Source organism: Amycolatopsis sp. lyj-90 (assembly GCF_046549035.1).
In the GTDB taxonomy this organism is placed as follows: Bacteria; Actinomycetota; Actinomycetes; order Mycobacteriales; family Pseudonocardiaceae; genus Amycolatopsis.
In genome coordinates this window covers 314939-341214 of the sequence record NZ_JAJPWP010000012.1, presented here as the reverse complement: position 1 = coordinate 341214, position 26276 = coordinate 314939, and the positions used below count along the sequence as shown (strand labels likewise).

Annotated in this window: 22 protein-coding genes and 2 pseudogenes; 9 read left to right on the top strand and 15 right to left on the bottom strand. The window is 68.5% G+C overall.

The features are described from left to right. Positions 1–37: 37 nt before the first annotated feature. Both ACLJPX_RS37650 and ACLJPX_RS37645 read left to right on the top strand, forming a co-directional pair. Positions 38–199, top strand: a pseudogene (locus ACLJPX_RS37650) (antibiotic biosynthesis monooxygenase family protein); the annotation flags it as partial. Positions 200–338: 139 nt separating this feature from the next. Then, positions 339–1151, top strand: coding sequence for an SIR2 family NAD-dependent protein deacylase (locus tag ACLJPX_RS37645; protein ID WP_410605054.1), 813 nt, complete (start codon positions 339–341; stop codon positions 1149–1151). Here ACLJPX_RS37645 and ACLJPX_RS37640 read toward each other — a convergent pair. Both ACLJPX_RS37640 and ACLJPX_RS37635 read right to left on the bottom strand, forming a co-directional pair. Further along, complete coding sequence (locus ACLJPX_RS37640; protein ID WP_410605053.1) at positions 1144–1980, bottom strand: hypothetical protein; 837 nt, start codon at positions 1978–1980, stop codon at positions 1144–1146. The genes ACLJPX_RS37645 and ACLJPX_RS37640 overlap by 8 nt on opposite strands. Before the next feature lie 25 nt (positions 1981–2005). After that, entirely contained in the window at positions 2006–2986 is a 981-nt protein-coding gene (locus tag ACLJPX_RS37635) for an endonuclease/exonuclease/phosphatase family protein (protein WP_410605052.1), read from the bottom strand. Between the two features lie 181 nt (positions 2987–3167). On the opposite strand from ACLJPX_RS37635, the gene ACLJPX_RS37630 reads away from it, so the two are divergent. After that, entirely contained in the window at positions 3168–4145 is a 978-nt protein-coding gene (locus ACLJPX_RS37630) for an ATP-binding cassette domain-containing protein (protein WP_410605051.1), read from the top strand. Next, entirely contained in the window at positions 4142–4942 is an 801-nt protein-coding gene (locus ACLJPX_RS37625; RefSeq protein WP_410605050.1) for an ABC transporter permease, read from the top strand. The genes ACLJPX_RS37630 and ACLJPX_RS37625 overlap by 4 nt, the downstream gene beginning before the upstream one ends. A gap of 58 nt (positions 4943–5000) precedes the next feature. On the opposite strand, the gene ACLJPX_RS37620 is transcribed toward ACLJPX_RS37625, so the two are convergent. Beyond that, on the bottom strand, positions 5001–8186 hold the full coding sequence (locus ACLJPX_RS37620) for a BTAD domain-containing putative transcriptional regulator (RefSeq protein WP_410605049.1): 3186 nt from the start codon (positions 8184–8186) through the stop codon (positions 5001–5003). A gap of 151 nt (positions 8187–8337) precedes the next feature. Between ACLJPX_RS37620 and ACLJPX_RS37615 the strand changes: the two genes are divergently transcribed. Together ACLJPX_RS37615 and pcp are read left to right on the top strand one after the other, a co-directional pair. After that, a complete protein-coding gene (locus ACLJPX_RS37615) occupies positions 8338–9753 on the top strand; it encodes a M1 family metallopeptidase (protein ID WP_410605048.1) in 1416 nt (471 codons plus the stop codon). A gap of 458 nt (positions 9754–10211) precedes the next feature. Continuing rightward, on the top strand, positions 10212–10847 hold the full coding sequence (gene pcp, locus ACLJPX_RS37610; protein WP_410605047.1) for a pyroglutamyl-peptidase I: 636 nt from the start codon (positions 10212–10214) through the stop codon (positions 10845–10847). A gap of 1 nt (position 10848) precedes the next feature. On the opposite strand, the gene ACLJPX_RS37605 is transcribed toward pcp, so the two are convergent. From ACLJPX_RS37605 to ACLJPX_RS37580, 6 genes are all read right to left on the bottom strand, one after another. Further along, positions 10849–11853: a pyridoxamine 5'-phosphate oxidase family protein gene (locus ACLJPX_RS37605; protein WP_410605046.1), complete on the bottom strand. Its 1005-nt coding sequence runs from the start codon at positions 11851–11853 to the stop codon at positions 10849–10851. A gap of 18 nt (positions 11854–11871) precedes the next feature. After that, a complete protein-coding gene (locus ACLJPX_RS37600; protein WP_410605045.1) occupies positions 11872–13644 on the bottom strand; it encodes an Hsp70 family protein in 1773 nt (590 codons plus the stop codon). A gap of 60 nt (positions 13645–13704) precedes the next feature. Further along, the gene (locus ACLJPX_RS37595; RefSeq protein WP_410605044.1) at positions 13705–14043 is read right to left on the bottom strand and encodes an XRE family transcriptional regulator; all 339 of its coding nucleotides are present in this window, start codon (positions 14041–14043) and stop codon (positions 13705–13707) included. Continuing rightward, entirely contained in the window at positions 14040–14408 is a 369-nt protein-coding gene (locus tag ACLJPX_RS37590; protein ID WP_410605043.1) for a type II toxin-antitoxin system RelE/ParE family toxin, read from the bottom strand. The genes ACLJPX_RS37595 and ACLJPX_RS37590 overlap by 4 nt, the downstream gene beginning before the upstream one ends. A 359-nt stretch (positions 14409–14767) precedes the next feature. Beyond that, the gene (locus ACLJPX_RS37585; protein WP_101611060.1) at positions 14768–17326 is read right to left on the bottom strand and encodes an ATP-dependent Clp protease ATP-binding subunit; all 2559 of its coding nucleotides are present in this window, start codon (positions 17324–17326) and stop codon (positions 14768–14770) included. A 419-nt stretch (positions 17327–17745) separates the two neighbouring features. Continuing rightward, positions 17746–18327 (bottom strand): TIGR03086 family metal-binding protein, encoded by a 582-nt coding sequence (locus tag ACLJPX_RS37580; RefSeq protein ID WP_410605042.1) that lies wholly within the window; start codon positions 18325–18327, stop codon positions 17746–17748. Positions 18328–18405: 78 nt separating this feature from the next. Here ACLJPX_RS37580 and ACLJPX_RS37575 point away from each other — a divergent pair, with 78 nt between their 5' ends. After that, positions 18406–19251, top strand: coding sequence for a DUF6597 domain-containing transcriptional factor (locus ACLJPX_RS37575; RefSeq protein WP_410605041.1), 846 nt, complete (start codon positions 18406–18408; stop codon positions 19249–19251). Between the two features lie 6 nt (positions 19252–19257). Here ACLJPX_RS37575 and ACLJPX_RS37570 read toward each other — a convergent pair whose 3' ends face one another. Both ACLJPX_RS37570 and lysS read right to left on the bottom strand, forming a co-directional pair. Continuing rightward, the gene (locus ACLJPX_RS37570) at positions 19258–19611 is read right to left on the bottom strand and encodes a histone-like nucleoid-structuring protein Lsr2 (protein ID WP_005165380.1); all 354 of its coding nucleotides are present in this window, start codon (positions 19609–19611) and stop codon (positions 19258–19260) included. A gap of 151 nt (positions 19612–19762) precedes the next feature. Further along, positions 19763–21274, bottom strand: coding sequence for a lysine--tRNA ligase (lysS, locus tag ACLJPX_RS37565; protein WP_101611063.1), 1512 nt, complete (start codon positions 21272–21274; stop codon positions 19763–19765). A 99-nt stretch (positions 21275–21373) separates the two neighbouring features. On the opposite strand from lysS, the gene ACLJPX_RS37560 reads away from it, so the two are divergent. Beyond that, the gene (locus ACLJPX_RS37560) at positions 21374–22147 is read left to right on the top strand and encodes a class I SAM-dependent methyltransferase (RefSeq protein ID WP_410605040.1); all 774 of its coding nucleotides are present in this window, start codon (positions 21374–21376) and stop codon (positions 22145–22147) included. Further along, positions 22144–22917, top strand: a complete 774-nt coding sequence (locus tag ACLJPX_RS37555; protein ID WP_410605039.1) for a class I SAM-dependent methyltransferase — start codon at positions 22144–22146, stop codon at positions 22915–22917. The genes ACLJPX_RS37560 and ACLJPX_RS37555 overlap by 4 nt, the downstream gene beginning before the upstream one ends. A gap of 151 nt (positions 22918–23068) precedes the next feature. Here the strand turns inward: ACLJPX_RS37555 and ACLJPX_RS37550 are convergent, their stop codons facing one another. The 4 genes and pseudogenes from ACLJPX_RS37550 to ACLJPX_RS37535 form a co-directional block, all read right to left on the bottom strand. After that, a complete protein-coding gene (locus tag ACLJPX_RS37550; RefSeq protein ID WP_101611066.1) occupies positions 23069–23854 on the bottom strand; it encodes a type III pantothenate kinase in 786 nt (261 codons plus the stop codon). A gap of 4 nt (positions 23855–23858) precedes the next feature. Continuing rightward, entirely contained in the window at positions 23859–24353 is a 495-nt protein-coding gene (gene panD, locus ACLJPX_RS37545) for an aspartate 1-decarboxylase (RefSeq protein WP_101611067.1), read from the bottom strand. 12 nt (positions 24354–24365) lie between these two features. Next, positions 24366–25274 carry a pantoate--beta-alanine ligase gene (gene panC, locus ACLJPX_RS37540; protein WP_410605038.1) on the bottom strand — a complete coding sequence of 303 codons (909 nt, stop codon included), beginning with the start codon at positions 25272–25274 and terminating at the stop codon, positions 24366–24368. After that, positions 25271–26206 (bottom strand): annotated as a pseudogene (locus tag ACLJPX_RS37535) (Rossmann-like and DUF2520 domain-containing protein); the annotation flags it as partial. The gene panC and the pseudogene ACLJPX_RS37535, both read right to left, overlap by 4 nt. Positions 26207–26276 lie beyond the last annotated feature (70 nt).

The following is a 26276-nucleotide window of genomic DNA, read 5'->3' as shown; positions in this document are numbered from 1 at the left end:
TCGCGGCGCAAAAGAGTTTCACCGTAGGGTGGACGGCATGGCTGTCGTGAAGATCAACGCGATCGAGGTCCCCGAGGGCGCAGGCCCCGAGCTGGAGAAGCGGTTCGCCGCACGGCTGCACGCCGTCGACAACCAGCCCGGCTTCCTCGGCTTCGAACTGCTCCGCCCGGTCTCCGGCGAAAGCCGCTACTTCGTCTACACGAAGTGGGAGTCCGAAGAGGCGTACCAGGCGTGGGCGTCCGGCCCGGCGCGTGAGGCGCACGCGGGCGAGCGCGCGAAGCCGGTCTCCAGCGGGGCCAACCTGCTGGAATTCGAGGTCGTCCAGGCTTCGAAGCCGGGTGAGTGAGCTCGAACGAGCCGCGGAACTGATCGACGGCGCCGGCGCGCTGCTCGTCTGCGCCGGCGCCGGGATGGGCGTCGACTCCGGCCTGCCCGATTTCCGGGGCGACGAAGGTTTCTGGAAGGCGTATCCCCCGTACGAGCGGCTGGGCATCAGCTTCGTCGAACTCGCCGACCCGCGGCATTTCGCCGAAGATCCCGAGCTGGCCTGGGGTTTCTACGGGCACCGGCTCGCGTTGTACCGCGCCACCGTCCCGCACGAGGGGTTCCGGCTCCTGCTGTCCTGGGGCTCGCGCAAACCCGGCGGCGTGCGCGCGTTCACGTCCAATGTGGACGGTCAGTTCCAGAAGGCCGGCTATCGGCACGTCGCCGAGGCGCACGGGTCGATCCACCACCTGCAGTGCCTTTCCCGGTGCACCACCGAGATCTGGCCGTCGGACGACGTCGAGGTCCCGGTCGACGAGGACACGATGCGCGCGCTGGACCCGCTGCCGTCGTGCCCGCGCTGCGGCGGCCTCGCGCGCCCCAACATCCTGATGTTCGGCGACTACGACTGGCTCGGGCAGCGCGGCCAGGCCCAGCTCGACGAGCTGACCGCGTGGCGCCGCGCGCATCGCGATCTCGTGGTGGTGGAACTCGGCGCCGGGCAGGCCGTGCCGACCGTGCGGCGCTACTCGGAGCTGGCCAGTGCCGCGACCGGCGCCCTGGTCCGGATCAACCCGCGCGAACCGCAGATCCGGCACGACCGCGGCGTCTCACTGGCGAGCAACGGCCTCGAAACCCTCAAGGCGCTGGACGCCCTGCTCAGCTAGGCCGGACCCACAGATCCCGGTTGCTCGCCAGCAGCACCCGCCCGTCTTCGAGGGTCACCGCGGTGGTGATCCCCTCGGCCGGGCAGCCCAGCTCACCTCGCTGCCAGCCGCCGCCGGACGCCCACACCACCGCACAGGACCGGTTCGAGGTCTGGGACCGGTTCCACTCGGTCCGGTCCCCGAAGAGCACCGCCTTGCCCGCCTTGTCGGCCGTCCCGCCGAGGATCCGGCCCTCGCCGAGCGAAACGAGCTCCCAGGCGCCGGGTCCACCGGTCATGACCAGCGCTCCGGCCGAGGAACCCCCGGCCAGCAGCCATTTCTCGTCCACCCGGAGCACGGTGGAGAGCCAGGGGTCGCCCGATCGCACCGGAACCGGCGACACCGTCCAGGTCGCGCCCGCGTCACCGGAAGCCCACACCCGCACATCCGCGCCGAGGGCACCGGCGACGAGGACCTGATCACCGTCGGCCGCGATCGCCCTCGGCGCCCAGTACCCCGGCCTGTCCTGCGGCAACACGATCTCGCGCGCGCCGCGCCCTTCGTTCTCGGACACCCAGGCGACCGGAACCGACCGTTCCTCGCCGGTGTACTCCCGGTACCCGACACCGATCACGTTCCGGCCCGTCCGGGCCAGCGCCGCCGCCCGACGGTCGGGTCCCAGCGGGAACAGCCGCTCGATCTCGACGGCGGGGTCCTGACGGGCGAGGGACTGTCCCTCGCCGGGCCGGGCGGCGAAGCCCAGCGCGCCGGCCGGATCACCCGGCGGCAGCTGTCCCGGCACACAGGCCGCGACCGGCAGCAGCGCGAGAAGTCCCCAGAGCTTCCTCATGAGCGGGGAGCTTTCCAGCGGGAGGTCACTTTCCGGGCAGCACGACCTCGGCGTACACGGCATCGTGATCGCTGCCGGGCGTCTCCAGCACCTTGAAGTCCGCGATGGCCGCCCGTTTGTCCGCCAGCACGTGGTCGATCGGCACCGGCGGCACCGCCCCGTTCGTCCAGGTCCCCTGCAGCGCCTTCCCCAGCTGATCGGCCGCGTCCACGTATCCCCTGGTCAGCAGCTCACGGAAGACCGAGTGGTCGAGGCTGGCGTTGAAGTCGCCCGCCAGGATCCGGATGTAGTGCTCCGCGTCGGCGTACGGCAGGTCCTTGGCCTCGTCGACCCACGCGTGCCTGTCCCACATCGGCGCGGCGGGATGGACCGCGACGACCTCGATCCGGACACCGTCGCCGAGGTCCACACCCGCGCTCGGCTGTTTGTAGGTCGAGTCGCCGCTCAGCGTCAGCGGCGTCAGCGGGTACTTCGACACCAGCCCGGAACCGGACGCCCACTCCGCCGGATGCAGCACGTGGAACGGCAGGAGCCGGAACAACCCGGCCCGGTCGAGCCCGGTGATCGCCTCGGGCGTCAGCTCGGTCAGGCTCAGGACGTCGACCTGGTGTTCCTTCACATAGCCGACGATCCTGGCCGGATCCGCCTGTCCGCCGAGCATGTTCGACGCCAGCACGCGGACGTGCTTCCCGCCGAGCGCCTTCTGCTCGTTCGCGAACGCGCGCGGCAGCACCAGGGCGGCGATCGTGAAGGTCAGGACCAGGGCGACGGCCGCGACCCACCAGCGGCGGAGTCCCAGCGCGAGAACGGCGAGCACCAGCGTCGCGATCCCGGCGTACGGCGTCAGCGCGAGCGCCGCGATCGTGTACGTGTTGCCGTCGTAGCCCACCAGCCGCATCGCCGTCAGCACCGCGAACGGCACGACCGCCCCGATGAGCAGCCCGCTGACCAGCTTCCCCCGGGCACTCCCGCGGGTCCGGGGAACCGCCCGTTCTTCGATCACCATGACATCGAGTATGCCGATCGACGCCCGATGTGGCGGCGGTCTCCACAACACCTCCACAACCTCCTCACGCCGCGGCTACCAGCGCTTATCAGGTTTTGCCAGCCGCTGTCAGCCCGCTGTGCGCGGCCTGCCAGGCGCAGCGGGCACCTTTGTCCGCGGGGCGAGATCCACAGGAGGAAACATGACGCACGCGATCAGGGCCGAGGGCCTGGTCAAGCACTATGGGGAGACGAAGGCGCTCGACGGGGTCGATCTGGAGGTCCCGGCGGGCAAGGTGGTCGGGGTGCTGGGGCCGAACGGCGCGGGGAAGACGACCGCCGTCCGGATCCTGGCCACCTTGATCCGGCCGGACCGCGGCCACGCGAGCGTCTTCGGGTACGACGTCGTCAAGAACCCGATGGCGGTCCGCGGCATGATCGGGCTGACCGGGCAGTACGCGTCGGTCGACGAGGACCTCTCCGGCACGGAGAACCTCGTGCTGATCGGCAGGCTGCTGGAGTTCTCCAGGGCCGACGCGAAGAAGCGCGCGGCCGACCTGCTGGAGCGGTTCGAGCTGACCGACGCCGCCGGACGCGCGATCAAGACCTACTCGGGCGGCATGCGGCGGCGGCTCGACCTCGCCGCGAGCCTGGTCGGCCGTCCGAAGGTGCTCTACCTGGACGAGCCGACCACCGGACTCGACCCGCACGCCCGCAACGAGGTCTGGGCCGTGGTCCGGACGCTGGTCGCGGACGGGACGACGGTGCTGCTCACCACGCAGTACCTGGAGGAGGCCGACCAACTGGCCGACACGATCACCGTGTTCGACCGCGGGCTGGTCGTGGCGAACGGGCGGGCCGACGAGCTCAAGCGCCGGACCGGCGGCCAGACGCTGCAGGTCCGGCCGACCGCGCTCGCCGATCTCGACGCCGTCGAGCGCATCCTGGCCGGGCTCACCGGGGTCAAGCCGAACCGGGACGACGACACGGGGCTGCTCACCGCGCCCGTCGCCGACCCCGTCCTGCTGTCCACCTTGGTCCGCAAGCTGGACGAAGCCGGGATCACCGCGGACGAACTGGCACTGCGGCTGCCCAGCCTCGACGAGGTGTTCCTCGCGCTCACCGGCAAGCGGCCCGAAGAGTCCACAAAGGACACGACTCCGGAAGGGAGCCTGGTATGACGACCATCGCAGTGCCCGCGGCACCACGGCACGTTTCCCTCTCCAGCAGCGTCCAGCACGGGCTTTCCCTTGCCTGGCGCGGCATCCTGAAGATCCGCAAGAACCCGGAACAACTGGCCGACGTCACCATCGCGCCGATCATCTTCCTGGTCATGTTCGTCTACCTGTTCGGTGGCGCGATCATGGGCAGCACCGAGGGCTACCTCCAGATGATCGTGCCCGGCATCATGGTGTTCAACATCCTGCAGGCCAGCATGACCGTCGGCGTCCAGCTCAACACCGACGTCACGAAGGGCGTGTTCGACCGGTTCCGGGCGATGCCGATCGCCCGGTCCGCGCCACTGATCGGCGCCGTGCTGGCCGACGTCGTGCGGTACCTGGTGTGCATCACCGTGCTGATGATCGTCGCGACGATCATGGGCTACCGGATCCAGACCGGTCCGGCGGAGTTCGCGCTGGCCGTCGTGCTGGCGATCGCGTTCGCGCTGGCGTTCTGCTGGGCGTCGGTGTTCGTCGGGATGCTGGTGAAGAGCCCCGGCGCGGTGCAGGGCCTGATGTTCGTGGTGCTCATGCCGCTGACCTTCGGCAGCAACGTCTTCGTCCCGACCGGCACCATGCCCGGCTGGCTGAAGGCGTGGGCCGACATCAGCCCGGTGACGCAGATGTCCGACGTCCTCCGCGGCCTGATGAACGGCGGGCCGATCGCCGGGCCGCTGACCGGCTCGCTGATCTGGATGGCGGCCGCGATCGCGGTCTTCTTCCCGCTCGCCACCTGGGCTTACCGCAAGCGCGTCTGACGGGGGTCAGGGGGAACGCGCGTGAAGGACTCCTTCTCCCGCCGGGAGGAGGAGTTCTTCATGTGCCCACTTCCTGGATGATCCAGGAGATCAGTTCGGCTCGGGACAGGCCTGCGTCCTGGACGAGCAGCGCTTCGTAGCGCTCCTCGCCGAAGTGCTCGCGGAGGTCGACGATCAGGCCCCGGATACCGGGCTCGCCGAGATCCAGCCTGCCGCGCAGGAGCTTCGCCGCGCCGAGCAGGCGGATGGCGATTTCGGGGCGCCTCTGCCGGAACCGGATCAGGCCCGTGACCTCGACGATCCGCCCGAGGTCTGCGATGTCGCCGCGGTCCGCGGTGGACTTCACGACAACTGCGGCCCCACGTCCGGCCGCGTCCAGATCCCCGGCGGCCAGCGCGATCTCGGTGTCGATGTACCCGCCGAACTCCTCGCCGAACATGCCCGGAGCCGCGACCGAGGCCATTTTCTCCCGGAATCGCGCGGCGACCTCGCGCGCCTCGTCCACGCGCCCGGAGCGGCAGAGCAGATCGGCCTTCCCCACCAGGACCATCACCGCGAGCTGATCGTTGCCCGTTTCGGCCGCGTAGCGCTCGGCGTCGAGTATCTCGCGCATCGCCGTGTCCGGATCGCCTGCCCGTGCGTACTCCGTCGCGAGCCGCCAGCGCTGCTGGATCACGTCGTCCTGCGAACCCAGTTCGAGCGCGAGCGCGAGCCCTCTCCGGTACAGCGCGAGCGCGGCTTCGTGATCGCCCGTCATCGAGATGTCGCTCGCCTTCATGCCCACCGCCATCGCGATGCCCCACCGGTCGCCCAGCGCCAGAAATCCTTCATAGGCCTGGTCCCTGGCCCGTTCGGCGCCGTCGGTGTCACCATCGTCGGTGAGAACGAAGCTGTGCGCCCAAGATCCCGCCGCCTTGGCCCACGGGTCCTGGCTCGACAGCGACCTTTCCACCTCGCGGTGCGCGAGTTCCTTGTCCTGGCTGAAGAAGGCCAGCATGGGCAGGCCGATGGCCAGCCCTGCGAACCGGGTGTACGCGTCGGTCCGCACGCATTCGTCGATGAGCGCCCGCACGGCTTCGGGGTCGCCGACGCCCGGCACCATCGTGGTGATCTCCCGCATCGCCTGGAAGGCGGCCGCGAAGTCCTCCCGCAGGCGATCGCCGAACGCGAGGACCTCGGAGACGAAGGATTCGACCCGGTTGCTGTCCCCCTTGATCAGCCAGTACCAGAAGACGCCGCCGAACAGGTGCATCGCCATCTCCGCGTCACCGACGTCGATGGCCTGACGGAGCGCCGTCACGATGTTGCCGTGCTCGGCGTCGTACCGCGAGATGGCGACGAGCTGGTCCCGCGTCCGCAGCAACGGCTCCAGCCGCTCGGCGAGTTCGGCGTAGTAGCGGTGATACGCCTTCGTCAGCCGTTCTCGTTCTTCGGCCTCGTCGAGACGTTCCGCCGCGTACGCCCGGATCGTCTCCAGCATGCGGTAGCGCGGCTCGCCGTGATCGCCCGCGATCGCGTCCACAATGGACTTCTCGACCAGCGAACCGAGGACGTACAGGACGTCTTCGACGGGCAAGCCTTCCCCGGCACAGACACTTTCGATCGCTTCGACCTCGGCACCGGCCCCGAACACCGAGAGCCGCCTGGCGAGAACGTGTTCGGCGTCGTCGAGCAGATCCCAGCTCCACTCGACGACGGCGCGCAGCGTCCGCTGCCTGGGCAAGGCCGTCCGGCTGCCCGAGGTCAGCAGGCGGAACCGGTCGTCGAGGCGTTGCGAGATCTGCGCGACGGTCATCGAACGCAGCCGTGCGGCGGCCAGTTCCAGCGCCAGCGGCATCCCGTCCAGCCGACGGCAGATCTGCGCGACTTCGTCCACGGTGGACTCGTCCAGGACGAAGTCCGGGCGCACGGCCAGCGCACGGTCGACGAACAGCCGGATCGCACCCGCCTCGGCGGCCTCCGGAACGGTCGGCCTCCCGTCCGGGACGGACAACGGGCCGAGCGGGCACAACGTCTCGCCGTCGATGGCCAGCGCCTCGCGGCTCGTCGCGAGGATCCGCAGGGTCGGCACGCGGCGCAGCAGGGTGTTCGTCAGCTCCGCGGCCGTGTCGACCAGATGCTCGCAGTTGTCCAGCACCAGCACCGATTCGCCGGCGCCGAGCGTTTCCACGACGCGGGCCAGCGCGTCCACCGGGCGGCGCATCGGGTCTGCGCCGTGCGAGAGACCGAGGTCCCACAGCTCCAGCGCCGCGAAGACCGCGCCGGGCAGGTCACCCGGATCGCGGACACCGGCGAGCGGCACGAACCAGACCCGCCCCCGCGCGTGCGCCGGATGCCGCGTCGCGACCTCGGTGGCCAGCCGCGTCTTCCCGGCACCACCGGGACCGACCAGCGTCACCAGCCGCGCGCCGGACAGGAGCTCGGCGACCAGTTTCAACTCGTCGTCACGGCCGACGAAGCTGGTGAGCCGGACCGGGAGCCGGTCGGCGGCCGCGGGCGGCGGGCCGAGTTCGCCGCGCAGCGCGGCGAGGTGGAGCTCCCGGAGTTCGGCCGAGGGGTCGACCCCCAGCTGATCGGCCAGGGCCGCCCGGACCTCCTCGTAGACGGCGAGGGCGTCGGACTGCCGGTCCGCGGCGCACAACGCCCGGATCCACAGCCCGGCGAGCCGTTCGCGCAGCGGATTCCGCGCGGCCGCCTCCTTGAGGTCCGCGAGGACCTCGTCGTGCCCGCCGAGCCGGATCTCCGCCTCGAAGCGATCTTCGGCGGCCTCGAGACGCAGATCCTCCAGCCGGGTCGCCGGCGCCTGTGCGAAAGGGGCCTCGAGCACGTCGGACAGCGCTTGACCACGCCAGAGGCCGAGCGCTTCGGCGAGGACGGCCGCCGCACCGGCGTCCCGGCCCGCCGCCAACTCGGCACGCCCTTGGGCGGCCAGCCGCTCGAAGCGGAACACGTCGACGTCCTCGCGGGCGACGTCCAGCCGGTAGCCGCCCGGGCCCGAGTCGAGACCGACGTCGTCGGCACGCAGGACCTTGCGCAGGCGCGAGACCAGGGATTGCAGCGCGTTCGCCGCGTCGGCGGGCGGTTCCGCGCCCCAGAGACCGTCGATGAGGGCCGTCGCCGGGACACCGCGGCCGGGGTCCAGCGCGAGCCTGGCCAAGAGCATGCGGAGGCGGACACCGCCGATGTCGACCGGGGTGCCGTCAGCGGCCTCCGCTCCGACCGGGCCCAGCAGCGTCACACGCACGGACCCCAGCTTTCCAGAACCCGCAAACGCTTAGCTCTACCAGGCGACGGAAGTGGGGATTATCCGGGCACCGGGGAGCTTTCCGGGCGGACGGCCGAGGTCACGGCGTTACGTTCTTGGCCAAGTGACAGCCGATCGACTGGGAGCGTGAATGAGGTACCGGAGTGCGGCCGTCATCGCCGCCGTTCTGGCCGCGAGTGTCCTCGGCGGCGGGACCGCCGTCGCCGACATCGGGAAACCCGGTGCCGACGGGGCAGGCGACAGCTACTACCCGCAGGACGGCAACGGCGGCTACGAGGTCGGCGACTACAACCTGAAAATCGGCTACGAGCCCGCCACCAAGCAGCTCACCGGCCTGCAGACGATCACCGGCCGGGCGACACAGGCGCTGAGCTCGTTCAACCTCGACCTGCGCGGGCTGACCGTCGACTCGGTCAAGGTCAACGGGCGGAAGGCGGCGTTCACACGGACCGGTGACCACGAACTGGTGATCACCCCGGCCCGTTCGCTGCGGAACCACGAGCGGTTCACCACCGAGGTCGCCTACCACGGCGTCCCGCAGCCGATCGAGGATCCGCTGCTGGGCGAGAACGGCTGGCAGTACGCGAAATCCGGCGGCGCGTTCGTCGCGGGCGAGCCGAAGTCCGCCACGACCTGGTATCCGGTCAACGACACCCCGCGGGACAAGGCGACCTTCCACCTCGCGGTCACCGTGCCGTCGGAATGGAGCGTCATCGCGGTCGGCCAGGAGCGCGGGCAGGTCGAGAACGGCGGGAAGACCACCTACACCTGGGCCGAAGAGACCCCGGCCGTGCCGTACATGACGACGGTCGCGATCGACAAATGGGAGTTCGAGCGGACGAAGCTGTCCGACGGCACCCCGGTCGTCAACGCCTACGCCCCCGGTACGCCCGCCTCGACCAAGCAGGCCGAAGCGCGGCTGCCGGAGATCATCGACTTCCTGGCGTCGAAGTTCGGGCGGTACCCGGTGGACGCGGCGGGCGGCATCTTCCTCGCCGAGCCGATCGGGTTCTCGCTGGAGACGCTGAGCAGGCCGATCTACTCGGGCGCCGCGGGCAACGTCCCGACGATCGTGCACGAGAACGCCCACCAGTGGTGGGGCGACTCGGTCGCCGTCGACAAGTGGAAGGACGTCTGCCTCAACGAATGCTTCGCCTCCTACGCGGAGTGGCTGTGGTCCGAGGCGAAGTCGGGCCAGGACCTCAAGGCGCGCTACCTGACCGCCGTACAGAAGGCGACGGACCGGTTCTGGGCGGGAAAGCTGTACGACATGGGACCCGGCAACGAGTTCACGTACGTGTACTCGAAGGGCCCGGTGGCACTGCACGCGCTGAAGAACTACATCGGCGCGGCGCCCTTCGACCGCGTCCTGCGGACGTGGCCGGCCCTGCACCGCGACGGCAACGCGAGCCTGCCGGAGTTCCAGAAGTTCGCCGAGCGCATCGCGCACCGGAACCTCCAGGGCTTCTTCGACGCGTGGTTCTACGGCAACACCAAACCGGCGCCCGAGTTCCTGTACCCGGGGGACCTCAAGCCGGCCGCCTGACCTCACCGCTCGTGAGCGGCTAGGCAACATCGGATCGCAGGTCCGTGAAGGCCTCCTTCCCTACTCTCAAGGTAGGGAAGGAGGCCTTCACACCTTCCCCAGTACGTGAAGGCCCCCCTCATCGCGTCTAGCGCCAGAGTCTCGGCAAAGTCGGCTATCCGCATGTGTCAGGTTTCGAGGGTTTTCAGCGGGGTCGTGAGCGATAAGAAGCGTTAGAACGACACTTACCACTCACGACCGCCCTGCAAACCACCCAAATCGGCAAAAATGCGCCAAGACCGTCCTCAGTGGACATTCGAGGAGCGTGTCAGGCCACAAGTGACGAGCCCACTCCGTCACCCCTGCGACCAGCGGTTAGCCGACTTTGCCGGAACCCTGGCGCCTAGCGCAGGGAAGAAGGCCTTCACGTACTTCCGGACCGCATGGGTCGCCTCGCGTCACACGTTAGGGTGAGTGGCATGACGTCAGTGCTCCTCACCGGTTTCGAACCGTTCGGCGGTGAGCGGGTGAACCCGTCGTGGCAGGCGGTTTCCCTGCTCACCGGCCGACGGCGTGACGCGGTGGCCGTCGAACTGCCGTGTGTGTTCTCGCGGTCGCTGGTCACCTTGCGCGACGCGATCGACGAGTACCGGCCGGAACTGGTGATCTGTGTCGGCCAGGCGGGCGGCCGCGCCGGTGTGACCCCGGAGCGGGTCGCGATCAACCTGATCGACGCCCGCATCCCGGACAACGCGGGCTCGCAGCCCGTAGACGTCCCGGTGATCCCCGGCGGTCCCAACGCGTACTTCACGACCCTGCCGGTGAAGGCGTGTGTCGCGGGGATCAAGGACGCGGGACTTCCGGCGTCGGTCTCGTATTCGGCCGGGACCTACGTGTGCAACCAGGTCTTCTACGGGCTGATGCACTTGCTGGACAACGACTTTCCCGGCGTGCGGGGCGGTTTCGTGCACGTTCCCTACACGCCGGAGCAGGCCGCGCGGACGACGGCGCCGAGCCTGGCCGTGCACCGGGCGGCGGAAGCGCTGGGGATCATCGTGGACACCGCGCTTTCGGTGACCGAGGATCTTTCGACACCCGCGGGCACGCTGCACTGAGTCAGTACAGGTTCTGCCGGTAGTCCACGGAGATCGCGGCGCGCATCATCCGCTCGCCCGCCGCCTTCCGCAGGAGTTTCGCGGCGATGCCCGCGGTCTCGTTGAGCTTGACGTGGTCGGTCCAGATCACGGCGGGTTTGGGCAGTTCTTCCGGGTCGACGTGCTGCTCGGCGTCCCAGAGACGGGCGTCGCGGACAGCCGCGCTGTGCGTGAGCCGCGTGTGTTCCACCTCGACCAGCAACACCGCCTTGGGAGTGCGGCCGCGTTCGGCCATCGGCTCGCGAAGCTCGGCGTCGGCACTGATGCTCGCGGTGCCGGTGAGTTCGAGGACGCGGTCGTCGCCGGGGGCGAGGGCCACGATCGCCACGTGCGGCCGTTCGAGCACGTTGTGGAACGTGTCGGTGCGCCGGTTTCCGGGCCGGTCGGCGATCGCGACGGTCTTCGGCCCGACCTGCCGGATGACGCCGGGCGGATCGCCCTTGGGACTGGCGTCGGCCTGGCCGTCGCCGTCCCGTGAGGTGATCACCGCGAGCGGCGCGGTGCCCAGGAAGGCGGCCGCCGCGGGGCCGAGTCCGGGACCGTCCTCGGTGTCGGTGATCTCGGACGCCGTCGCCGGGCCCCAGACGCCGGAGCGGATCACGGCCTTGCCGCAGTGCAGGAAAGCCTCCTCGACGACGAGGGCGCCGTCGTCCACCGTTCCGTTGATCCGCAGCGTCTCGCGCCAGCCTGGAAGCAGGACGAGCAACGCGGCGCCGGTGCCGGACACGGCGTCCGGCGGAATCGGCAGCCGCAGGCGCCGGGGGTCTTCCGGGACCGCGAACCCGGGAGCGCCACCGACCACCGCAGCCCTCGGCCCGGCTCCGGTGTAGCCGAGGACGGCCACGGGAGCACGGCCGAGCAGCGCGACGCAGTGAGGGTCGAGCCTGTCGATGGATTTCATCATCACCGGCAGCTGCCTGCTCCCCACGACCCGCTCCAGTTCGGCCAGGTCACAGATGGCTTCCATGGGGTCAGGCTACCTAAATCAGGGTTTGAGCTGCGCGGTGAAGAAGTCGACCATCTCCTGGGTCGTCCGCGCCGTACCGTCGCGACGGGTCGACACGAGCATCGCGCTCAACGGCGCGTCCTCGGTCCCGAAGAGCACGATGCCGCTTCGCTTGCCCACGCCCGCCAGGTAGCGCCCGCGCAGGCCGTCGGTCGCCCAGGTGCCCTCGACGGGCTTGCCCTTGGTCATCTGCCGCCGGGCGTCGCCCTCCAGGCCGGTCATCGCGACGCCCTGGTAGTAGTTGATCGCGTTCGACGCCTCGTCGTTCTTGAACACGCAGGTGACCGCGGAGGCCGCCCTCATCGCGGCGGCCGCGTCCGGGGCGTCCCGGCACTCGTCCCGCTGCGGGATGACGGCCGCGATCCGGCGGAGGCAGTCCGTGAATCCCTGCGCGTCCTTCACTCCCGGCTGATCGCAAGCCGGCTTCGGCGCCGGGGCCGGGGCAGCGACCGGTTCGTCCTTACCGCCGCTGAGCAGGACGATCGTCGTCACGATCGCCGCGAGGGCGAGCACGATGACGCCGTACGTCGTGGGCTTCTGCCAGCTCCGGCCCGGCGGAGGCGGGGGCGGCGTCCAGCGCGGAGGCTGCGGGCGCCGAGGTGGCTGCTGCTGAACCGGCTGCTGGACGGGCGGCTGCCGCACCGGCGCCGCGACCGGCGCGAACGCGGGCACGGTCAGCTGCGAGTCCTCGCCGCCCGCGGGCACGTGGTGCAGCCCGAACGCGACCGCCGTCTCCGGCTGGTCCTGCGTCGTCGGCGTGATCCTGAGCTGGTTCGCCAGCAGGCTCGCCAGCAACGGCATCCGGCTCGGCCCGCCGACGAGGTAAACCCCGCCGAGATGGGCCGGGCCGAGTCCGGCGCGATGGATGGTGGCGGCCAGCAGTTCGGCACTGCGCAGGAAACTCGGCCGGACGAGCGCCTCGAGCTCCATCCGCGACACCCGCACGTCGCCGAACGGCTCCGGCATCGGGATCTCGGTCTGCTGGTGCCGGGACAGGCTTTCCTTGGCGTCACGGACATCCTGCAGCAACGAACGGCGCGTCCGGCGGTCGCTGACCGCCTGCGGGCGCAGGATTCGCTGCCACTGCGCGGGATCGGAATGCGAAACCTCGCGGCCGATGTGCACCAGCAGCGCCTGATCGATGTCGAGACTGCCGAGATCGGGCAGGCCGTCCTCGGCCAGCACGGCGAACCCGTGGGCGCTGACACCGACGACGGCGCAATCGAAAGTGCCCGCCCCGAGGTCGTACACCGCGATCGGACCCGGCGGCCGGTGACCGTGGTTCAGGGAGGCGTAATGCGCCGCGGCGGCGACCGGCTCGGGGATGAGCAGCGTCGTGCCGAAACCGGCCTTGAGCGCGGCGTCGCGGAGGACCTGCTTGCGATCGGGACCCCAGCCCGCGGGATGGGAGATGCGCACCTGCGCGGGCGGGCGCTGGAGCAGCAGCTCCGCCTCCTCGCCGACGCGGCGCAGGACCGCGGCGAAGGCGTCCGCGATGGGCAGCGTGACGTCGCCGAGTTGGAGGGCGCCCTCGTCGATGCGCCGCTTCGGATTCGCTTCGAACCGGCTCGGATCCAGCCTGGCCCGGCGTTCGGCGTCGCGGCCGACGAAGACGGTTCCGTCCTTGTCGACGTAGATCGCGGACGACATCGTCACCGACCCGTCGATCTCGACGACCTGCGTCCCCCTGCCGTGGATCGAGAGCACCCCGACCGTGCTGGAGGTACCGAAATCGATCGCCAGAACGTCCACCTGACCCCCTCCCGGACCCGAGGGCATCGTCTCACGCGGAGATCGCGCGGCCGGGAGCGGTCAGACGGCGGTGGAGATGATCACGTCATGATCGTCGAAATCGGCGACCACTCGCATGCGGCCGCCCAAGGCGACGATGTACCTGCGGAGGGTGTCCAATTCCATCTGGCTCGGATCGCCCTGCTCGAGCTGGCTGATCCGCGGCTGGCTCACTCCCATTCGCTTGGCGACCTCGGCCTGACTCAGCCCGACGTCCTCGCGAAGTTTCGACAGCCGAAAGCCGAGAATGTAAGCCTGCGTGGCTTCCTTCGCCTCGACCCGAGCGGCTTCGACATCTCGGCCTGCCTCGCGATCAGCAGCGAGCTTTTCGGCCTTGACCTCTTTCCAGGACCGACTCATTTCAGCTCCTCCATCGCGTCCAGATGCCGCCGGTATCGCTCCTCCGCGATCGGGATGTTGACGTCATACCACCGTTTCCAGTTCCCGGCTTTGTCACCGGCCACCAGGAGCACGGCTTTCCGCGCCGGATCGAAGACGAACAAGATCCTGATCTCGGAACGCCCGGCCGACGCCGGACGCAGCTCTTTCAAGTTGTGTCTCCGCGAACCGCTGATCCGGTCGACCAACGGCCGACCGAGCTGCGGCCCCTCACTCGCCAGCATGTCGATCGCCTCCTCGACGCGATCGGCCGAACCCGGATCTTCCCGGCACAGCGCTCCGAACCAGCGATCCACTTCGTCGTGAAGTTCGATCTCCCACTTCATCAGGCGACCATAATGTAGACCTTATATCGATTGGTGCGCCAAGGCCAGGGTTCCCACGAAAGCGCGCTTTCCGTCGCCGGACACCAACGGGTGGTTCACGAGGTATCGGTCCAGGTGGTCGTGAGTGGCGATTCGGGTCAGATCGGGCCAGCATTCGCCTAACTACGCCTGACCAGCGTGAACGTGACGTGGCAGCGGCGGCACCGTCGAGCGTGAAGGAATCGGGACGTTGAGTGTCCCAATTCGTTCATCGTCGAGGAGTGCTCCGGTCTGGAAGCTCCGGCACTCTGGTCGCCCCCACACGCGAAAGTGCCCGCCGCGGCAAACCCGCGACGGGCACTTCCGGAACCACCGAGAACTTACTCCGCCTCGGCTTCACCGTTCTCTTCGCTCGTACCGGCACCGATGCTGACCGGCGGGGCGTCCGGGACCGACGAGGGACGGGCTTCGCCACGGAAGACGAAGTGCGCCTTGTCGTCCTTCTCGCCCTCTTCGTCGTTCCAGCCTTCGACGTCGACCAGGATGATCTGGCCGGCCTGGACCTCGCCGAACAGGATCTTCTCCGACAGCTGGTCCTCGATCTCGCGCTGGATCGTGCGACGCAGCGGCCGCGCGCCCAGCACCGGGTCGAAGCCGCGCTTGGCGAGCAGCGCCTTGGCCTTGGGCGTGAGCTCGAGCTCCATGTCCTTGGCCTTGAGCTGCTTCTCCACCCGGGCGATCATCAGATCGACCATCTGGATGATCTGGTCCTTGGTCAGCTGGTGGAAGACGATGATGTCGTCGATCCGGTTCAGGAACTCAGGCCGGAAATGCTTCTTCATTTCCTCGTTGACCTTTTGCTTCATCTTCTCGTACCGGTTCGCGGTGTCCCCGCCCTGGGAGAAACCGAGCGAGACGGACTTGGAGATGTCCGAGGTACCCAGGTTCGAGGTGAAGATGAGCACGGTGTTCTTGAAGTCGACCGTACGACCCTGACCGTCGGTGAGACGGCCGTCTTCGAGGACCTGCAGGAGCGTGTTGTAGATCTCCTGGTGGGCCTTCTCGATCTCGTCGAACAGCACCACCGAGAACGGCTTGCGCCGCACCTTCTCGGTCAGCTGACCGCCCTCTTCGTAGCCGACGTAGCCCGGAGGGGCACCGAAGAGCCGCGAAGCGGTGTAGCGGTCGTGGAACTCGCCCATGTCGATCTGGATGAGCGCGTCGTCCTCGCCGAAGAGGAACGCCGCCAGCGCCTTGGACAGCTCGGTCTTACCGACACCGGACGGGCCGGCGAAGATGAACGAGCCGGAGGGGCGCTTCGGGTCCTTCAGACCGGCGCGGGTACGGCGGATCGCCTGGGAGACGGCCTTGACCGCGTCCTCCTGGCCGATGATCCGCTTGTGCAGCTCGTCCTCCATGCGGAGCAGACGCGTGGTCTCCTCCTCGGTGAGCTTGAACACCGGGATACCGGTCCAGTTGGCGAGGACCTCGGCGATCTGCTCCTCGTCGACCTCGGCGACGACGTCGAGGTCGCCGTCCTTCCACTGCTTCTCCCGCTCACCCTTCTGGCCGAGGAGGGTCTTCTCCTCGTCACGGAGGCGGGCGGCGCGCTCGAAGTCCTGCGCGTCTATCGCGGACTCCTTGTCCCTGCGCACGTCGGCGATCTTCTCGTCGAACTCGCGCAGGTCCGGCGGCGCGGTCATCCGGCGGATACGCATCCGGGCGCCTGCCTCGTCGATCAGGTCGATCGCCTTGTCCGGCAGGAACCGGTCGTTGATGTAGCGGTCCGCCAGGGTGGCAGCCTGCACCAGCGCGCCGTCGGTGATCGAGACGCGGTGGTGCGCCTCGTACCGGTCGCGCAGACCCTTGAGGATCTCGATCGTGTGCTCGAGCGACGGCTCGCCGACCTGGATCGGCTGGAACCGGCGTTCCAGCGCGGCGTCCTTCTCGATGTACTTGCGGTACTCCTCGAGCGTGGTCGCGCCGATCGTCTGCAGCTCGCCACGGGCCAGCATCGGCTTCAGGATCGACGCGGCGTCGATCGCGCCCTCGGCGGCACCCGCGCCGACGAGCGTGTGCAGCTCGTCGATGAACAGGATGATGTCGCCGCGGGTCTTGATCTCCTTGAGCACCTTCTTGAGGCGCTCTTCGAAGTCACCGCGGTACCGGGAACCGGCGACCAGGGAGCCGAGGTCGAGGGTGTAGAGCTGCTTGTCCTTCAGCGTCTCGGGCACCTCGCCCTTGACGATGTTCTGCGCGAGCCCCTCGACGACGGCGGTCTTGCCGACGCCGGGCTCACCGATCAGGACCGGGTTGTTCTTGGTGCGCCGCGACAGCACCTGCATGACCCGCTCGATTTCCTTGCCACGGCCGATGACCGGGTCGAGCTTGCCTTCGCGGGCCTGGACGGTCAGGTTGCGGCCGAACTGGTCGAGCACCAGCGACGACGACGGGGTGCCTTCACCGCGTCCGGAGCCGGTCTCGGTCGACTCCTTGCCACCCTGGTAGCCCGACAGCAGCTGCAGGACCTGCTGACGCACCCGGTTGAGGTCCGCGCCGAGCTTGACGAGCACCTGTGCGGCGACGCCTTCTCCTTCGCGGATCAGCCCGAGCAGGATGTGCTCGGTGCCGATGTAGTTGTGGCCGAGCTGCAGCGCTTCGCGCAGCGACAGCTCAAGCACCTTCTTGGCCCGCGGGGTGAAGGGGATGTGCCCGCTCGGGGCCTGCTGCCCCTGGCCGATGATCTCCTCGACCTGCTGGCGGACGCCCTCCAGCGCGATGCCCAGCGATTCCAGCGCCTTGGCGGCGACACCTTCACCCTCGTGGATCAGACCCAGGAGGATGTGCTCGGTGCCGATGTAGTTGTGGTTGAGCATCCTGGCCTCTTCTTGGGCCAGGACGACCACCCGCCTCGCGCGGTCGGTGAACCTCTCAAACATGTGCACTCCCTCGACTGCTGCGACGGCGGCCCGTTTCCATCGTGCTTTCACCGCGATGGATTCAGCACCGTGAGACCACTCTAGTAGCCATGCGGTCGCGCTGGCGTACCACTACGGCTGATTGCGGCCCGTTCGCGCCCGTGCCGTTCTCCGGCCGTGCGCTGTTTCATCTTCCGGTTGCCCTGCACCTTTACGTCAAGCCCAACGTGCGAACGGCCGTCCGGATTCCGTCGGATGCGCGTTGTCCGCTGAGCGCGAACACGACGCGCGGACAGAGACTGCCCAGAGGGTGGACACCCGTCCGGAGTAGTCACGGACCGTGTGTAAGGTTAGGCATACCTAATGACAGGCCGGGCTCGCCGGCACCCCGGCGGCCGAGGGCGCCGGGGTCGCGAGTGGACGAGAAACCGCGGAGCGGGTCAGGAACGCCAGTCCGGATTCCTTCCAGTGGCACCCAAGGCGCGCTCGAAAGTCGTTGCGCCGTCCGCAACGACGACTTCTTCGCCGTACACCTTCATCGCCCGGGCCTGATCACCCATCGCCGAGGCGGACGTGAACACGGCCTCGGCCGCTTCGGGCGCGACGTCGACGGTGCGGCCGGTCGCGCGGGCCAGATCCCAGCCGTGGAGGACGAACTCGCCGAGCACCATGTCGCCGACGATCGAGGCGGGCATCTCCGCCGTGCCGAGCGCCGTCATGCCCTGCCACGCTTCGGGCGCCCCGAAGACGTCCACGAGCCGTGCGGCCTGCTTCTCGACGGCGTCGAGCCAATCGGCGCCGACGAGACCCGCCTCCGCCTCGCCCGTGGCCACCTCGGGCGGCGGCGTCTTGCGCCCGGCGGCTTCGAGCCAAGGGCCCCAGTAGAGAAGGTGGTTCAGCAGCGCGCGGACGTCGTAGTCGGCGCACGGGGTGCGGGCGGCGAGTTCGGTCTCGCCGATCCCGCGCAGGATTCCGGCGAATTCCGCGGCGGCGGGGGCGATCAGGGCAGCGTGTTCGGACATGGGGGCATGAGTTCACGGGAACGGTTGCGCCGTCTTGAAGAAACGCGACAGGTTTCAGGACAGGGCTAAGTTGAACCGGTGAGTGGGCACCGGATCCCCGCGGGGATCGTCAACGCGCGTGAGGCGAGCGCGAAGTTCGGCCTCGTGCGGCATCGGCCGTCGCCGGAACTGCGGCCGTTCGTCGATCATCACTGGGTGCTGCGCTGGGATCTGAGCGGCCGTCCGGCCCACGAACAAGTGGTACTGCCCAATCTCGCGGTCAACGTCACCTTCTTCCGCGACGCGGCGGGCGCGTCCGGGCCCGGGAAACGGCCTTTCCGCTACCTCGTCGAGGGCAAGGACCACGGTATCGGCGTTCGATTCAGGCCCGGGGCTTTCCGGACATTCCTCACCGGGCCGGTCACGATGATCTCCGGCCGTTCCGTTCCACTCACCGATCTCTTCCCGGAAGCCGCGGGAGTGACGGAATCGGTACGCAATGCGACGGACGACTTCGAAATGGTCCGCCGATGCGAGGAACTGCTCCTCACGAAACACCCCGTGCTCACCGCCGCGGCCAGGACGGCCATCGAAGCGGTGGAAACAATCGCGGCCGAACCGGCCATTACCAGGGTCGGGGAGCTGTCAAGCCGAACGGGCCTGTCTCAGCGAAGTCTGCAACGCCTGTTCGCCGAACATGTCGGCACCGCCCCCAAATGGGCGATTCAGGTATACCGGTTGAACGAAGCGGCGGCACGGATCGCGGCCGAGGAACGACCGGACTACGCGGAACTGGCGACGGCACTGGGCTATAGCGACCAAGCGCACTTCATCCGGGATTTCCGCTCCGTGACCGGATGGGCGCCCACCGAGTACGCCCGCTTGAACCGTGTACAAGAACAAGAAAGCCGCCGGGAAAGGTTTCCCGGCGGCTCGAAGGTCTGAAAGACCTCAGTTCTTCTTGTGGTAGGCCTCCACGACCTCGGACGGGATACGTCCACGGTCGGAAACCTGGAAGCCGTTCTTGCGGGCCCAGGCGCGAATGGCCTGGTTCTGCTCGCGGTCCACGGTCGCGGGGCGGGCGGCGGCCTTCACGCCTGCGACCGGACGAATGGCGGTGCGCTTACGGCCACCCGCGCGGCGGGCGTGCTCCACATACTGGGCCAACGCGTCACGAAGCTCTTCCGCGTTTTCCGCGGAAAGGTCGATCTGGTAGCTGACACCGTCCAAACCGAACTCGACGGTCTCTTCCGCCTCAGTGCCGTCGAGGTCGTCGACGAGCGAGACGAGCACCTTCTGTGCCATCTGTTTCCTCCTGCTGGGGGCTTACACGAATGATCTGGTACGGGGCATGCCCCGGACAGAAGACTTTGTCTAGCGACATTAATACCCGCAACCGAGACATAACGCAAATCTTGTTTACGAGAACGATCGAGGTATCTGTCACGCGGACGGGTTATTCAGGTCGGACGAGCGGGAACAGGATGGTCTCCCGGATACCAAGGCCGGTCAGCGCCATCAGCAACCGGTCGATCCCCATTCCGACACCACCGCTCGGCGGCATTCCGTACTCCAGCGCACGGAGGAAATCCTCATCCAGGTTCATGGCCTCACTATCGCCCTGCGCACCCAGCCGAGCCTGTTCCACCAGACGCTGACGCTCTACCACGGGATCCACCAGCTCGGAGTATCCGGTGGCCAGTTCGAATCCGCGTACGTACAGATCCCACTTCTCGGCCACCCCCGGCTTGCTGCGGTGTTGCCTGGTCAGCGGGGATGTCTCGACCGGAAAATCACGGACAAAAGTAGGTTCGTGGAGATGATCGCCGACGAGGTGTTCCCAAAGTTCTTCGATGAGTTTGCCGTGCCCTAACTTTGGGTCGAGCTCCAGCTCTCGCCCTTCGGCATAGGAACGCAGCTTGTCCGCCGATGTCTCGGGAGTGACCTCTTCCGACAACGCCTCGGACAACGACTCGTACATTCCGAGTGTGGTCCACTCGCCGGACAGGTCGTACTCCGAACCGTCGACGAGAGTGACCACCTGAGTACCGAGAACGTTCTGCGCCGCCTCCTGGATGAGCTGACGCGTCATCACCGCGTTGGAGTCGTAGGTCGCATACGCTTCGTAGTACTCGAGCATGGCGAACTCGGGCGAGTGGGACGAGTCGCTGCCTTCGTTCCGGAAGTTCCGGTTGATCTCGAAGACCTTCTCGATACCGCCGACCACGCAACGCTTGAGGTACAGCTCAGGCGCGATCCTCAGGTACAGATCGAGGTCGAAGGCATTCGAATGCGTGACGAATGGCCGTGCCGCCGCGCCGCCGTGGAGCGTCTGCAGCATCGGGGTCTCGACCTCGAGGAATCCGCGGCCGTGAAACGAGTCACGCAGGGAACGCAGCACACCGGCGCGGGTACGGACCACGTCCCGGGCCTTGGGACGCACGATCAGATCGACATAACGCTGCCGGATCCGCGTTTCCTCGGCGAGGTCTTTGTACATCACCGGCAACGGGCGCAATGCTTTCGACGTGATCCGCCAAGAGTCGGCCATCACGGAAAGCTCACCGCGCTTGGAGGTGATGACCTCGCCCTCGACGAATACGTGATCACCGAGATCGACATCGGACTTCCACGCCGCGAGCGCGCCTTCACCCACCTTCGCGAGGCTGATCATCGCCTGCAACTCGGTGCCGTCGCCTTCACGGAGACTCGCGAAACACAGTTTGCCGGTATTGCGCATGAACATGACCCGGCCGGTGATGCCCACGATGTCGCCCGTGGCGGTGTCGACCGGAAGGCCGGAATGCTTCGCTCGCACTTCGGCCAGTGAGTGCGTCCGGGGAACCTCGACCGGATACGGATCGATACCCTCCGCGATTATCCGGTCGCGCTTGTCCCGGCGCACCCGCATCTGTTCCGGCAGGTCTTCGTCGGGGCCAGCGCCCTCGGATGCGGGGATTTCAGTCATGGCGCACAGCGTACGAACCCGCTCCTTCCCTACGCCAACCGGATTACCTTTTCCGGCACTCGGGACCGGCCGGTTTTCTCTCCATTAACCTCCGGTCGCGTGAACGCATCCACTCCTGGCATCGAACCGGAACTTCACGCACGCCGCGCCGCCTCGTTCGGCGCCAAGGCCGCCGCCTATGCCGCACATCGGCCGGACTATCCGGAAAAGGCACTGGCCTGGGGGCTGGCGGGTGCCGAGGAAAGGCCGGTGGAGGTCCTCGATCTCGCCGCGGGTACCGGCAAGGTCAGCGAAGGGCTCCTCGCGCTGGGCGTCACGGTCACCGCGGTCGAACCGGACGCCAAGATGCTCGAAGAGCTCACCAAGACCTTCCCTTCCGTGACCCCGCTCATCGGGACGGCCGAGCGGATCCCGCTGCCGGACGCCTCCGTGGACGCCGTGGTCGCGGGCCAGGCCTTCCACTGGTTCGACCTCGACCGGGCCTATCCGGAGATGGCCAGGGTGCTGAAGCCGGGCGGGATCGTCGCCGCGCTGTGGAACCACGACGACGAGTCGACGGGCTGGCTGGCGGAGCTCAACGCGCTGATCAAGACCTCGGCGAGCAGGCGCTGGCTGAGCGACTACGAATCGCTTCCGGAACACGAGGCCTTCGAACCGTTCGAGAAGAAGACTTTCGGTCACAAACAACCCAGGACGGCGGAAACCCTGGTGGCGACTCTCGCCACCCATTCGCACATGCTGGTGGCGGACACGGAGGAACGCGAAGCCAAACTTCGCACGGCACGGGAATTCCTCGACCGGAACCCGGAAACCGCCTCGGGGGAATTCGACCTGCCGATCACCACCACCGTCTTCCGGGCGCGCCGCCGGTGAACGCCGACTGGAAGGCGACGTTCACCGCGACGTTCGGCGCGCCGGCCTCCGCGGTGTCCGCGCGGATCTGGACCGAGGTGTACGGCGACGAGTACCCCGCCGAGCTCGACACCTACAGCTTCGTGACCCGCACCGACCTGCACCGCATCGCGGAGGAAGCCCAGCTGGAGCCGGGCGAGCGGCTGGCCGACCTCGGCTGCGGACGCGGCGGGCCTGGCCTGTGGGTCGCCGCCCGCACCTACGCGACGCTCACCGGCATCGACATCGCGGAGACGGCGCTGGCTTCGGCGCGGCGTCGCGCCGAGGCTCTGCCCCTCTCGGACGTCGAAGCGACCGATTTCCGGGTCGGCACCTTCGCGGACACCGGTCTGGACGACGCGTCGTCCGAGGCGGTGATGAGCGTCGACGCGTTGCTGTTCGCGCCCGACAAGGCACTCGCCTGCGCGGAGTTCGCGCGGATCCTCGTGCCGGGCGGGCGGCTGGTCGTCACGACCTGGGACTTCGACGGGCAGCCCCAGAACCGGCCGCCGCAGGTCGCCGACCACCGGCCGCTGCTGGAATCGGCCGGATTCGACGTTCTCTCCTATGAAGAGACGCCGGACTGGCGGGCGCGGCAGCAGCGGACCATGGAACTGTCGCTGGAGCGTGTGGAGGACCTGGCGGCGGAGTCGGGCGACGACCCGTCCAGGCTGCGCGCGAGCCTTGAGCAGGCGCTGCGGAACCAGGACCTGATGACGCGGCGGGTACTCCTGGTCGCTTCGCGCCGCTAACACCCCGCGCTCCCCTCTCCAGCCGCCTCCGCCTCCTTCTCCGCCTCCTTCTCCGTGTCGCGCGTGCAATGAAAGGCCCGTTACTTGCAAAATTTGCAAGTAACGGGCCTTTCATTGCACGCCGCACCGAGGAGAAACCGCATTTAGAGGACTAAACGCGGGAGTGGTGGTTGCGCTCGTAGACCAGCCGCAGGCCCAGCAGCGTCAGATCCGGCGCGTGCTCGGTGATCGTCTCCGACTCCTCCAGCACCAGGGGCGCGAGGCCGCCGGTCGCGATCACCGCGACCGGATCCGTCCCGCCCGGCGAAAGCTCGCGTTTGATCCGCTTCACCAGGCCGTCGACCTGGCCCGCGAAGCCGTAGAGGATGCCGGATTGCAGGCATTCCACGGTGTTCTTCCCGATCACCGACCGCGGCGGCACCAGCTCGACCTTGCGCAGCGCCGCGGCCCGCGCGGCCAGCGCGTCGACCGAGATCTCGATACCTGGCGCGAACGCGCCGCCGAGGAACTCGCCCTTCGCGGAGATGGCGTCCACATTGGTCGAAGTCCCGAAATCCACCACCACACAGGCGGTGGTGGGGTGCAGATGGTGCGCGGCCAGGGTGTTCACCAGCCTGTCCGCGCCCACCTCCTTGGGGTTGTCGACCAGGAGCGGCACCCCGGTGCGCACTCCCGGCTCGATGACGATCTTCGGCAACCGCCCGTAATACCGCGTGAGCATGACGCGCAGCTCCCGCAGGACGGCGGGCACCGTGGACAGCGCGCTGATCCCGGTGATCGCGTCCGCGTGCGGGCCGAGGAGCCCGCGCATGGTGAGCGCGAGCTCGTCGGCGGTGATCCGCGCGTCGGTGCGCATGCGCCAGTCACCCACCAGCTGTTGCCCGTTGTAGAGACCGAGCACGATGTTGGTGTTGCCGACGTCGACCGTGAGCAGCAAGGGCTCAGCTTTCGGCGTGCAGCAGCGCGTCGAGACGGCGGGCGTCGGCGGTTTCGGCGACCGGGAAGGTCATCGTGTCGTCGTCGGCCAGTGTCACGGTGCCGCTCATCAGCCCGGAGCCCTCCGGCGCGTGCCCCGGGTTGCCACCCTTTTCGACGATCCGGTTGTCCGCGTCGACGAAGACGACCCGCGGCCGGAACGAGGCCGCTTCGGCGTTCTCCATCTGCGCGTACGAAATCAGGATCACCAGATCGCCGGGGTGCACCAGATGCGCGGCGGCGCCGTTGATGCCGAGCACCCCGCTGCCGCGTTCGCCCGCGATCACGTACGTCTCGAGGCGCGCGCCGTTGGTGACGTCCACAATGGACACCTGTTCGCCCGGCAGCAGATCCGCCGCGTCCATCAGATCTTCGTCGACCGTCACCGAACCGACGTAGTGCAGATCCGCCTGGGTCACGGTGGCCCGGTGGATCTTCGATTTCAGCATCGTGCGGTACATCGTGGACTCTCCCTATTCCCCTGCGTCCAGCGCGTGCTGGGGATGGTCCGCGGCAGCGCCGAGCACCACACCCACGTTGTCGATCAGCCGGGTACTCCCCACCCTGGCCGCGATCAGCAACCGCGCTTCACCGTCGACGGGCGCGGGCCCGAGGTCGGTTCCCCTCAACTCCAGATAGTCGATCTCGACCGCGGGCCGCGCGGCGAGGGTCTTCCTGGCGGTCGCCAGCACGGCGTCCGCGCCGTCGCGCCCGACGAAGGCACCCGCGGTGAGTGCCGCCGACAACACGATCGCGTCCTCACGCTGTTCAGGAGTCAGGTAGACGTTGCGCGAGGACAACGCCAGCCCGTCGCGTTCCCTGACCGTCGGCACCCCGATGACCCGGGTTTCGATGTTCAGGTCACGCACCATCTTCTTGATCAGCACCAGCTGCTGGTAGTCCTTCTCCCCGAAGAAGGCGTAGTCCGGCCGCACGATGTTGAACAGTTTCGCCACCACGGTGAGCACGCCGGCGAAATGCCCCGGCCGCACCGCGCCTTCGAGCTCGTCGCCGAGCGGACCGGGGTGCACCGTGACGGTGGCCCCGTCGGGGTACAGATCCGACGCCTTGGGCAGGAAGCCCAGTTCGACGCCGTCCTCCTTCAGCACCTCGAGATCCTTGTCCAGCGGACGCGGGTACGCCTCGAAGTCCTCGCCCTCCCCGAACTGCAGGGGGTTCACGAAGATCGACGTCGCGACGACCGTGTTCGGCAGCCGCTTCGCCCGGCGGATCAGCTCGCGGTGCCCCGCGTGCAGGGCGCCCATGGTGGGCACCAGCGCGACCTTGCGGCCGACCCCGTGCAGGGCACGCGTCACCTGGCTCACCTGCTCCGGCGGCTGGAAGGTGTGCAGCGTGCCTCGGGCGAATTTGGGTGTGGTCACTGGTTTTGCTGCCCTTCGGCGGGGTCTGCGGGATCTGCGGGATCACTGAGGAGTTCGGTGAGCTCGGCGGCGGCCGAGGGGTCCAGGAGCCCGGCGGCGTCGCCGCGTGCCAGCGTGCGCTTGGCCAGCGCGCGATAGCTCGGGGCGATGTCGGGGCCACGTTCGGCCAGCACCGCGAGGTGCTTACGCACGGTGCCGAGATCACCACGGGCCACCGGCCCGGTCAGTGCCCGGTCCCCGTGTCGCAGAACATTATCCAACGCCGCCGACAGCAACGGAGCCACCAGGCGTTCGGGCTGGCCGATTCCCGCTTCCCGCAACAGTTCCGCGCAGTCGGCGACCAGTGTCATCAGGTGGTTCGCGCCATGTGCCAACGCCGCGTGATAGAGCGCTCGCGCCTCGTCAGGGACCCGGACGGGCTCCGCGCCCATCTCCACGGTCAGCGCCTCGCCGACGTTCCACGCCGCTTCGTCACCCTCTGTGGCGGTGACGCCGACGCTGCAGGTGGCCAGTCTGTCGAGGTCCTCCGTGCGGCCGGTGAAGGTCATCACGGGGTGCAGGGCCAGCGGCAGGGCGCCCGCCTCGGCGGCGGGCGCGAGGACGTCGATGCCGTGCGACCCGGAGGTGTGCACGACGATCTGACCCGGTCGCAGGGAGCCGGTCGCGACGAAACCGCGCACCATCCCGGCGAGCGCGTCGTCCGGCAGGGCCAGCAGGACCAGATCGGCGCGGCGGGCGACTTCGTCGGGCGGCAGGAGGGGCACGTCGGGGAGCAGTTGCTCCGCCCGGCGTACCGAAGCGTTGGAAAGGCCCGAAGCGGCGACGACCGTGTGCCCGGCCCTCGCGAGTGCGGCGCCGACGACGCTGCCTACCCGGCCGGCGGAAACGACGCCCACGGCCAAGCGAGCGGGCCTCATCATGGCGTGCGCCTGTGGACGCTCATGGTCGAAAACTCCTCAATTCGTTCCAGTCCCGCTCTGTGGTCGCGGGTACCGGACGACG

Bases quoted from the DNA above. Each gene is read 5' to 3' on its own strand.
- ACLJPX_RS37640 (WP_410605053.1), bottom strand. From the start codon at position 1,980: ATGAGGAAGCTCTGGGGACTTCTCGCGCTGCTGCCGGTCGCGGCCTGT.
- ACLJPX_RS37635 (WP_410605052.1), bottom strand. From the start codon at position 2,986: ATGGTGATCGAAGAACGGGCGGTTCCCCGGACCCGCGGGAGTGCCCGG.
- ACLJPX_RS37630 (WP_410605051.1), top strand. From the start codon at position 3,168: ATGACGCACGCGATCAGGGCCGAGGGCCTGGTCAAGCACTATGGGGAG.
- ACLJPX_RS37625 (WP_410605050.1), top strand. From the start codon at position 4,142: ATGACGACCATCGCAGTGCCCGCGGCACCACGGCACGTTTCCCTCTCC.
- ACLJPX_RS37615 (WP_410605048.1), top strand. From the start codon at position 8,338: ATGAGGTACCGGAGTGCGGCCGTCATCGCCGCCGTTCTGGCCGCGAGT.
- pcp (WP_410605047.1), top strand. From the start codon at position 10,212: ATGACGTCAGTGCTCCTCACCGGTTTCGAACCGTTCGGCGGTGAGCGG.
- ACLJPX_RS37605 (WP_410605046.1), bottom strand. From the start codon at position 11,853: ATGGAAGCCATCTGTGACCTGGCCGAACTGGAGCGGGTCGTGGGGAGC.
- ACLJPX_RS37595 (WP_410605044.1), bottom strand. From the start codon at position 14,043: ATGAGTCGGTCCTGGAAAGAGGTCAAGGCCGAAAAGCTCGCTGCTGAT.
- ACLJPX_RS37590 (WP_410605043.1), bottom strand. From the start codon at position 14,408: ATGAAGTGGGAGATCGAACTTCACGACGAAGTGGATCGCTGGTTCGGA.
- ACLJPX_RS37585 (WP_101611060.1), bottom strand. From the start codon at position 17,326: ATGTTTGAGAGGTTCACCGACCGCGCGAGGCGGGTGGTCGTCCTGGCC.
- ACLJPX_RS37580 (WP_410605042.1), bottom strand. From the start codon at position 18,327: ATGTCCGAACACGCTGCCCTGATCGCCCCCGCCGCCGCGGAATTCGCC.
- ACLJPX_RS37570 (WP_005165380.1), bottom strand. From the start codon at position 19,611: ATGGCACAGAAGGTGCTCGTCTCGCTCGTCGACGACCTCGACGGCACT.
- lysS (WP_101611063.1), bottom strand. From the start codon at position 21,274: ATGACTGAAATCCCCGCATCCGAGGGCGCTGGCCCCGACGAAGACCTG.
- panD (WP_101611067.1), bottom strand. From the start codon at position 24,353: ATGTACCGCACGATGCTGAAATCGAAGATCCACCGGGCCACCGTGACC.